Raw genomic sequence first — 9,636 nt, forward strand, 5'->3', positions numbered from 1 at the left:
ATTAGTTGGCAAAGTTGGGAACCCCATCAGGTTGAAACGAAACTAATTGGCTGAGAAATCAATCGCTTCTCGATGCCAAGTCAGTAGATCGAGGGCTAAACCTGGAAGTTGATATACACAAAGACTGTGTATGTACTTAGCCACTATGCTTAATGAAAGGTGCAGGAGTAGTATACGAGACCTATATTTATCGTTCTGTTAAAAGAATAGGGCGCCAACCCCTTTTTCGTAAAAACTGATATGACTTACTTCTGCGTGAACAGTCTAATCACTGGCTGAGTAGGGGAGTCGTGAACTATACATAGGTAAAGGCGTAGCTTGTGCTTACTAATCGTATGACATTTAACGTATGTTATTTCATCAATAGACGGTTTTTAAACTGGCAAATAGTTCCTGTAAGTACAAAGCGTGCCCCATATTTTCTCGTAAAGTGAACCCCCGTCACAACTTGCGTCTAAGCATTGAAGGATTACCCTAAAACTATTGCGTAACGAGAAAGACGTAGTTATTATAATGAGCATATAATCATACAATACTATATTTGGAGTTTAAACATGACTAAACCTGTAATCGGTTTCATTGGCCTAGGTCTTATGGGCGGCAACATGGTTGAAAACCTGCAAAAGCGCGGCTACCACGTAAACGTAATGGATCTAAGCGCTGAAGCTGTTGCTCGCGTTACAGATCGCGGCAACGCAACTGCATTCACTTCTGCTAAAGAACTAGCGGCTGCAAGTGATATCGTTCAGTTTTGTCTTACAACTTCTGCTGTTGTTGAAAAAATCGTTTACGGCGAAGACGGCGTTCTAGCTGGCATCAAAGAAGGCGCAGTATTAGTAGACTTCGGTACTTCTATCCCTGCTTCTACTAAGAAAATCGGCGCAGCTCTAGCTGAAAAAGGCGCGGGCATGATCGACGCACCTCTAGGCCGTACTCCGGCACACGCTAAAGATGGTCTTCTGAACATCATGGCTGCTGGCGACATGGAAACTTTCAACAAAGTTAAACCTGTTCTTGAAGAGCAAGGCGAAAACGTATTCCACCTAGGTGCTCTAGGTTCTGGTCACGTTACTAAGCTTGTAAACAACTTCATGGGTATGACGACTGTTGCGACTATGTCTCAAGCTTTCGCTGTTGCTCAACGCGCTGGTGTTGATGGCCAACAACTGTTTGACATCATGTCTGCAGGTCCATCTAACTCACCATTCATGCAATTCTGTAAGTTCTACGCAGTAGACGGCGAAGAGAAGCTAGGTTTCTCTGTTGCTAACGCTAACAAAGATCTTGGTTACTTCCTTGCTCTTTGTGAAGAGCTAGGTACTGAGTCTCTAATTGCTCAAGGTACTGCAACTAGCCTACAAGCTGCTGTTGACGCAGGAATGGGTAACAACGACGTACCAGTAATCTTCGACTACTTCGCTAAACTAGAGAAGTAATCGAAGTACGACCTCGCTAGGGTATTGCCTGTCTTTTTAGGCGGCGATACCTCAGCGAGGTTCGTTTTTATCTGCCATACCCAACCCTTTGTTCCCTCGTTAAACTCTTCTACTTCTACTTCCTCAGCTACACCTACTCAAAACTCTGTTCAACTTTGTTACTGCCTCAATTCCTATTTTTGTTTCTATATCTATATCTATATCTATTTGTAAATTCAAAGCCTTCTAGCACCAACTCACTCACTTTTCCTCGCAAGCTTAAACCAGTGCACTTAACTGATTGTTGGCGATGGCTTAACACCGCTCGTATATCGGGTCTGAAAAGAAAGTAAAAAAAACCCACACAGCTGGTGACTGTATGGGCATGTTCGGACTAGCCGTCTGGAAAAACAAATGATCAATAGAAAGTGAAAAAACGAATAACGAGATCCCCCGACAGTTTCTACGTTAAACGAGTTCAATGACCTTAAAGCGGCTGCTTCAATTATCACTTTGAACTGAACAAAAGCATCCAGAAAGAACTTAAGTTATGATTCAAATACACCATAACTTAAGGCTTATTGTATTACAAATAAATTTTAAGATTGAATGCCTTGAGTGAATGGTTGGTTAGTGAAAATGTGACCTAAGGCTCACTTTCCTAGTCAGGTGACCGAAAGTGATATGAATAATTTGAGTGGAGGCATTATCGGCGAAGTTGTGAGGTAATCATCTGAAAGTTGATCATTTTTAATTGGTTAATTATTCCTTTCTAATCATGTTAAAAGTTCAAACTCATAAATGATACCTATGTCACAGGGTGATTTTAACCAGTTTTGATATGTCAAGATTGCTCACAGAAAGTGTAGTAAATTAAACATACAATATTAATTAAATTGATGGTTGTGACGATGGAACGGCATGAACAAGTTTTGCTTCCCGTATCTTCGAATATCTAAAAAATGACCATTTCATTCGGATAAAAATAATAGACATAGGTTGATATGGATTATGAGTTTTATGAATTCAAAATTGTCTCTAGGGTTTAAAGGAAAATTGATTTTAATGGTGGCGATCGTCAGTTCCAGTGCCTTGGCATTTACGAACTGGTTCACGCTTAACTTGGCGACTGATCAAGTAAACCAAACGATTTATAACGAGATTGATCACTCGTTAACGATAGAAATTAATCAGATTGAAAGCACCGTCCAGCGCACCATCGATACGGTCAATTCCGTTGCACAAGAGTTCATGAAATCCCCATACCAAGTACCAAACGAAGCGCTGATGCATTTTGCCGCTAAGCTCGGTGGTATTGACAAGATTGTAGTGGGTTTTGATGATGGTCGTTCTTACACTTCTCGTCCTTCAGAGTCTTTCCCAAACGGTGTAGGGATAAAAGAAAAATACAATCCAACCGTTCGACCTTGGTATCAACAAGCCAAATTGAAATCAGGCTTATCTTTTAGTGATCTGTTTTTCACTAAGAGTACTCAAGTGCCTATGATCGGTGTGACCTACTCATACCAAGATCGTGTCATCATGGCCGACATACGTTTTGACGATTTGGAAACTCAGCTTAAACAGCTGGACAGTATCTACGAAGCCAAAGGCATTATTATCGACGAGAAAGGGATGGTGGTCGCTTCAACAGTCGAAAACGTACTTCCGCAAAGCAATATATCTTCTGCAGATACTCAGATGAGACTCAATAGTGCCATTGAACAGCCTGACCAATTCATTGAGGGTGTGATTGATGGCAACCAGAGAATTTTGATGGCCAAGAAAGTGGATATTGGCAGCCAGAAAGAATGGTACATGATATCTAGTATCGATCCTGAACTCGCGCTCAATCAGTTGAATGGCGTGATGTCGAGTGCGCGTATCCTTATCGTGGCATGTGTGCTTGGCTCGGTGATATTGATGATTTTACTGCTGAATCGCTTCTACCGCCCAATCGTGTCACTGAGAAAAATCGTCCACGATCTATCTCAAGGTAACGGAGACCTGACTCAAAGGCTTGTTGAGAAGGGGAATGATGACTTAGGGCATATCGCCAAAGACATCAACTTGTTCATCATTGGTCTGCAAGAGATGGTTAAGGACGTCAAATTTAAGAACTCGGATCTCGATACTAAGGTACTGAGTATTCGTGAAGGTTGTAAAGAAACCAGCGATGTACTGAAAGTTCACACTGATGAAACGGTTCAAGTGGTCTCTGCAATTAACGGCTTATCTGAAGCATCAAACGAAGTCGAGAAGAGTTCTCAGTCGGCGGCAGAAGCAGCAAGAGAGGCCGCTGTGTTCAGTGATGAGACGAAACAAATTAACACCGTGACGGAAACCTATATCAGTGATCTTGAGAAGCAAGTCTGCACCACCTCTGATGATATTCGCTCAATGGCGAATGAAACGCAGAGCATCCAGTCTATCGTGTCTGTGATTGGAGGAATTGCGGAACAAACTAATTTGCTGGCATTGAATGCGTCAATTGAAGCGGCGAGAGCGGGTGAGCATGGCCGAGGTTTCGCGGTGGTTGCTGATGAAGTCCGTGCGTTAGCCAACCGAACTCAAATCAGTACTTCTGAAATTGATGAAGCGCTGTCTGGCTTGCAGTCTAAATCAGATGGTTTGGTTAAATCGATTGAGTTGACCAAAAGTAACTGTGAAATGACGCGTGCCCAAGTGGTTCAAGCGGTAAATATGTTGGCCAAGCTAACGGAACAGATGGAAACGGTAAGTCGTTTTAATAACGATATTTCGGGTTCGTCTGTTGAGCAGAATGCCCTTATTCAGAGCATTGCTAAGAACATGCATAAGATTGAAAGCTTTGTTGAGGAGCTTAATAAGCTAAGCCAAGATCAGTTGATTGAATCAGCAGAAATCAAAACACTTAACGGCAGCGTTAGTGACTTGATGAGCAGCTTTAAGGTTTAACTTTTCTAATATTTATATTTAAAAATCAACATACTAAGTTTAGTTGTTGATCTGAGAGCCACTCAATAGCTTGCGAGTTTAGAGTGGCCTTTCTGCGTTTTTCTTGAGTCTAACTCTACGCAATACTCATTCATCCCACTTCATTTGCCGCATCTCACATTCTGATAAATATATAATTGACATAAAATAGTACAAATATACATTGTCACTCTATTCTTATGGATAAGTGAGATAAATGTGAATAAGCCAATCTTCGTCGTAGTACTCGCTTCGCTTACGTATGGCTGCGGTGGAAGCAGCTCCAGTGACAGCAGTGATCCTTCCGATACCAATAACCCAGGAATGCCCGCTGGTGTTGTTGCTCCCTATGATATTACCAAGTATCAAAACATCCTTTCCAGCTCAGATCTTCAGGTCTCTGATCCTAATGGAGAGGAGGGCAATAAAACCTCTGAAGTCAAAGATGGTAACTTCGATGGTTATGTCAGTGATTATTTTTATGCTGATGAAGAGACGGAAAATCTTATCTTCAAAATGACGAACTACAAGATGCGCTCTGAAGTTCGTGAGGGAGAAAACTTCGATATCAACGAAGCGGGCGTAAGGCGCAGTCTGTATGCGGAAATAAGTTTGCCTGATATTGAGCATGCCATGGCGAGTTCTCCCGCTGATCATGATGAAGTGACGTTGCTGCAGATACACAATAAGGGGACTGATGAGAGTGGTACGGGTTATATCCCTCATCCGCTATTGCGTGTGGTTTGGGAGCAAGAACGAGATGGCCTCACAGGTCACTACTGGGCAGTCATGAAAAACAATGCCATTGATTGTAGCAGCGCTGCTGACTCTTCGGATTGTTATGCCACGTCATACAATCGCTACGATTTAGGTGAGGCGGAATTGGACAGTTTTACCAAATTTGATCTTTCTGTTTATGAGAACACACTGTCGCTCAAAGTGAATGATGAAGTAAAAGTGAATCAAGACATCGCTTACTGGCAGCATTTATTGAGCTACTTCAAAGCGGGTATCTATAACCAATTTGAGAATGGTGAAGCGATTGCTTACTATCAGGCGTTGAGATACACCACGACTCAAATCGATGGATCAAACGATTGGGACATTAATGATTGGAAGCTGACTATTCCACCGAGTAAGAATGATTGGTATGGAAGCGGTGGTGACAGTGCTGCTGAGTTAGAACCAGAACGTTGTGAATCGAGTAAAGATCTTCTTTCAAATGACAGCGATGTGTACGACAGTGATATTGATCTTTCTTACTTCAATACTGATGAAGGAAGAATGCACTTTAGAGCGGATATGGGATACGGCACCTCTACCCAAAACTCTAGCTATATTCGCTCTGAGCTCAGGGAGTTGTATCAAAGCAGTGTTCAACCGGATTGTAGCACCAGCGATGAAGATACAAGTTGGTATTTGGACGACACTAGAACGAACGCTACCAGTCACGAGTTAACCGCAAGCTTGCGAATTGAAGATTACCCGAACATCAACAATCAAGATCCAAAAGTGGTACTTGGACAAATCCATGGTTGGAAGATCAATCAAGCATTGGTGAAACTATTATGGGAAGGCGAGAGTAAGCCAGTAAGAGTGATACTGAACTCTGATTTTGAGCGCAACAACCAAGACTGTAATCATTGTGACCCGTTCAGTGTCGAGTTAGGGACTTATTCGGCAAGTGAAGAGTGGCGATATACGATTCGTGCCAATCAAGACGGTATCTACTTGGCGACTCATGATTTAGATGGAACCAACACCGTTTCTCATTTAATCCCTTGGGGACAAGATTACACAGATAAAGATGGGGACACGGTTTCGTTAACATCAGATTGGACATCGACAGACATCGCTTTCTATTTCAAAGCGGGCATCTATCCGCAGTTTAAGCCTGATAGCGACTATGTGGGTGAAGTGTTTGATGTGAGCTTTAGTTCTCTAAGAGCAGAGCATAACTGAGTTCTCTGATGTTTGATGAGCCATGTCGGTAATGAGGAAGACCATATTGATACCTACAATGTGGTCATTTTTGTTTTTGGACACTTACAGTGATGTGTTTGGAAGGACAAATATTTTGCCCGAACCCTGAAAATACACACGATTACAGCTCGCTTGTTCTGGCCTTGCTATCTCATTTCGTATTCTCAATTCTTATATATTGTCTTTTATCAATAGGAAGTGTGATCCAGTTAAAGTATGGAAAAAGCGAAAAGTGTTCCCAGTCTCATTTATCCAACGAAGTGTTTTATTTGTATTATAAGATTACGTAATATTTTTGTGTTATCGCAAATACTGAGAGAGAAAACGCCTTATAGCTCGTGTTTGCCAATTTATCTTTCACTTACGAACGCTGTCTTTGTATTATAATAATGGATTAGATATGAAACAAATTACTCTAAAAACCTTACTCGCTTCTTCTATTTTACTTGCAGTTGGTTGTGCGAGCACGAGCACACCGACTGTTGATTTCCCAAATAACAAAGAAACTGGTGAAGCGCTTCTGACGCCAGTTGCTGTTGCCGCTAGTAGCCATGATGGTAACGGACCTGATCGTCTCATTGACCAAGACCTAACAACACGTTGGTCATCTGCGGGTGACGGTGAGTGGGCAACACTAGACTATGGTTCAGTACAAGAATTTGATGCGGTTCAAGCATCTTTCAGCAAAGGTAACGAGCGCCAGTCTAAATTTGATATTCAAGTAAGTGTCGATGGCGAAAACTGGACAACCGTACTTGAAAACCAACTGAGCTCAGGTAAAGCGATCGGCCTAGAGCGTTTCCAATTCGAGCCAGCAGTGCAAGCGCGCTACGTAAGATACGTTGGTCACGGTAACACCAAAAATGGTTGGAACAGTGTGACAGGGTTAGCTGCGGTTAACTGTAACATTAACGCTTGTCCCGCTAGCCATATCATTACTTCAGACGTAGTAGCTGCAGAAGCGGCAATGATCGCTGAAATGAAAGCAGTGGAAAAAGCACGTAAAGCAGCGCGTAAAGATCTACGCTCTGGTAACTTCGGCGTAGCAGCGGTTTACCCTTGTGAGACCTCAGTTGAATGTGACACACGCAGTGCACTGCCAGTTCCGACAGGCCTGCCAGCGACACCAGTTGCAGGTAACGTGCCAAGCGAAAACTTTGACATGACGCATTGGTACCTATCTCAACCATTCGACCATGACAAAAACGGTAAGCCTGATGATGTTTCTGAGTGGAACCTTGCAAACGGTTACCAACACCCAGAGATCTTCTACACAGCTGACGATGGTGGTCTAGTCTTCAAGTCTTACGTGAAAGGTGTTCGTACCTCTAAAAATACTAAGTATGCGCGTACAGAGCTTCGCGAAATGATGCGCCGTGGTGACCAGTCTATTAGCACTAAAGGTGTTAACAAGAACAACTGGGTATTCTCAAGCGCACCTGAGTCTGACTTAGAAGCTGCGGCAGGTATCGATGGCGTTCTAGAAGCGACATTGAAAATCGACCACGCGACAACAACGGGTAATGCGAATGAAGTAGGTCGCTTTATCATTGGTCAGATTCACGATCAAAACGATGAGCCGATTCGTTTGTACTACCGTAAACTGCCAAACCAAGCAACGGGCGCAGTTTACTTTGCACACGAAAGCCAAGACGCGACCAAAGAGGACTTTTACCCTCTAGTGGGCGATATGACGGCAGAAGTAGGTGAAGATGGTATCGCACTTGGCGAAGTGTTCAGCTACCGCATTGACGTTAAAGGCAACACGATGACAGTTACTTTAATGCGTGAAGGCAAAGACGATGTTGTACAAGTGGTTGATATGAGCAACAGCGGCTACGACGCAGGCGGCAAGTACATGTACTTCAAAGCCGGTGTTTACAACCAAAACATCAGCGGCGACCTAGACGATTACTCACAAGCGACTTTCTACCAGCTAGACGTATCGCACGATCAGTATCAGGAATAATGAATAAGTTGAATTTACAACTAAAATGGCAGCTATTATTAGCTGCCATTTTTTCATTACCGATAGGACTACTTTTATTTAATCCTAAGGCTTCGCTCTACAAGTTTTGGGTTTTAGGATACTTCGTCAATAAAAAAGGTTCAACGCGGATTAGCGGGAACTAAAAAAAAGCGGCAGTAAATGATATGGTTTAGTCGCCAAACAAAAACCATACACAAACGACCGTTTTCATGCCGAATCATACTTTCCTACCTTCATTCTGGGAAGGTTTTCAAATAATAAAGTCTCATCAGACAGCATCACTTATTACCCCAGGGCAAGATCATGAAAAACCCATATGGAATAAGGGGTAGCGTGAAGTGATGTTTCCACTAATTTGTACACTGAAGTCACAACAAATTCAATACATTCAAGATCGATTTGATGATCAGATTTAGGTGTGATCATATACTGTTTTTTAACAGCAGATATTTAGCCATAATGAATGGATTAAGCCTTTTGGACCATATTTCAGTTATTCGAGACCCTCGCCAAGCTTGGAAAATAGAGCACACGCTAACCGACATTATCTTCTTAACAATTGCAGCAGTGATTGCTGGTGCTGAAGGTTGGGAGGATATTGAAGATTTTGGTGAAGATAACTTGGAATGGCTTAGGCAGTATGGTGATTTCAAACAAGGCATACCAGTACACGATACCATTGCCCGAGTTATCAATCTTATTTCCGCCAAGCAACTGCAACGATGCTTTACTGCGTGGATGAAAGACTGTCATGAGACGACAGAGGGTGAAGTGATTGCTATCGACGGCAAAACTCTCAGAGGCACATACAACAAAGACAAGCGTTGTGGTGCAATCCATATGGTTAGTGCCTTTAGTGCAGCAAACCAAGTTGTACTAGGACAAGTGAAGACTGCGGATAAAAGCAATGAAATAAAAGCGATCCCTGAACTGCTTGAAATGCTTTCCTTGCGAGGTTGTTTAGTGACTATTGATGCTATGGGATGCCAGAAGGATATAGCTGAAAAGATAGTCGCTCAAGATGCAGATTATCTCTTAGCGGTAAAAGGTAATCAAAAACGATTGGAGCAAGCGATTAGCCAAGTGTTTAATTCTAGTATGATTAATAGTTTTGAAGGTGATAAATACGTCACTCAAGAGAAAGGGCATGGTCGTACAGAAACGCGTTTGAGTATGGTTGTTCACAATACAGATTTCTTAGGCTATATAGCGTTTGATTGGGCTGAACTCTCCACAATTGGTATGGTCGTTTCAATTCGTCAAGAAGGTGATAAGCCAGCAGAAACAATGCAA

Annotated in this window: 5 protein-coding genes; all 5 read left to right on the forward strand. The window is 42.5% G+C overall.

The window, feature by feature from the left end; genetic code table 11:
• Positions 1-554: 554 nt before the first annotated feature.
• Positions 555-1,436 (forward strand): NAD(P)-dependent oxidoreductase, encoded by an 882-nt coding sequence (locus tag ACED46_RS06745; protein ID WP_004733521.1) that lies wholly within the window; start codon positions 555-557, stop codon positions 1,434-1,436.
• A gap of 1,044 nt (positions 1,437-2,480) precedes the next feature.
• The gene (locus tag ACED46_RS06750) at positions 2,481-4,352 is read left to right on the forward strand and encodes a methyl-accepting chemotaxis protein (protein WP_371721135.1); all 1,872 of its coding nucleotides are present in this window, start codon (positions 2,481-2,483) and stop codon (positions 4,350-4,352) included.
• Between the two features lie 237 nt (positions 4,353-4,589).
• Positions 4,590-6,332: a polysaccharide lyase family 7 protein gene (locus ACED46_RS06755; protein WP_017063618.1), complete on the forward strand. Its 1,743-nt coding sequence runs from the start codon at positions 4,590-4,592 to the stop codon at positions 6,330-6,332.
• 421 nt (positions 6,333-6,753) lie between these two features.
• Positions 6,754-8,322, forward strand: a complete 1,569-nt coding sequence (locus ACED46_RS06760; RefSeq protein ID WP_371721131.1) for a polysaccharide lyase family 7 protein — start codon at positions 6,754-6,756, stop codon at positions 8,320-8,322.
• 480 nt (positions 8,323-8,802) lie between these two features.
• Positions 8,803-9,636 (forward strand): ISAs1 family transposase (locus ACED46_RS06765; protein WP_371721132.1); only part of this gene is annotated, 834 nt, incomplete at its 3' end.

The sequence above is a fragment of the Vibrio sp. 1S139 genome (assembly GCF_041439475.1).
GTDB classification, from domain to species: domain Bacteria; phylum Pseudomonadota; class Gammaproteobacteria; order Enterobacterales; family Vibrionaceae; genus Vibrio; species Vibrio crassostreae_C.

Coding starts and splice junctions, on each gene's coding strand:
- ACED46_RS06745 (WP_004733521.1), top strand. CDS start 555: ATGACTAAACCTGTAATCGGTTTCATTGGCCTAGGTCTTATGGGCGGC.
- ACED46_RS06750 (WP_371721135.1), top strand. CDS start 2,481: ATGGTGGCGATCGTCAGTTCCAGTGCCTTGGCATTTACGAACTGGTTC.
- ACED46_RS06760 (WP_371721131.1), top strand. CDS start 6,754: ATGAAACAAATTACTCTAAAAACCTTACTCGCTTCTTCTATTTTACTT.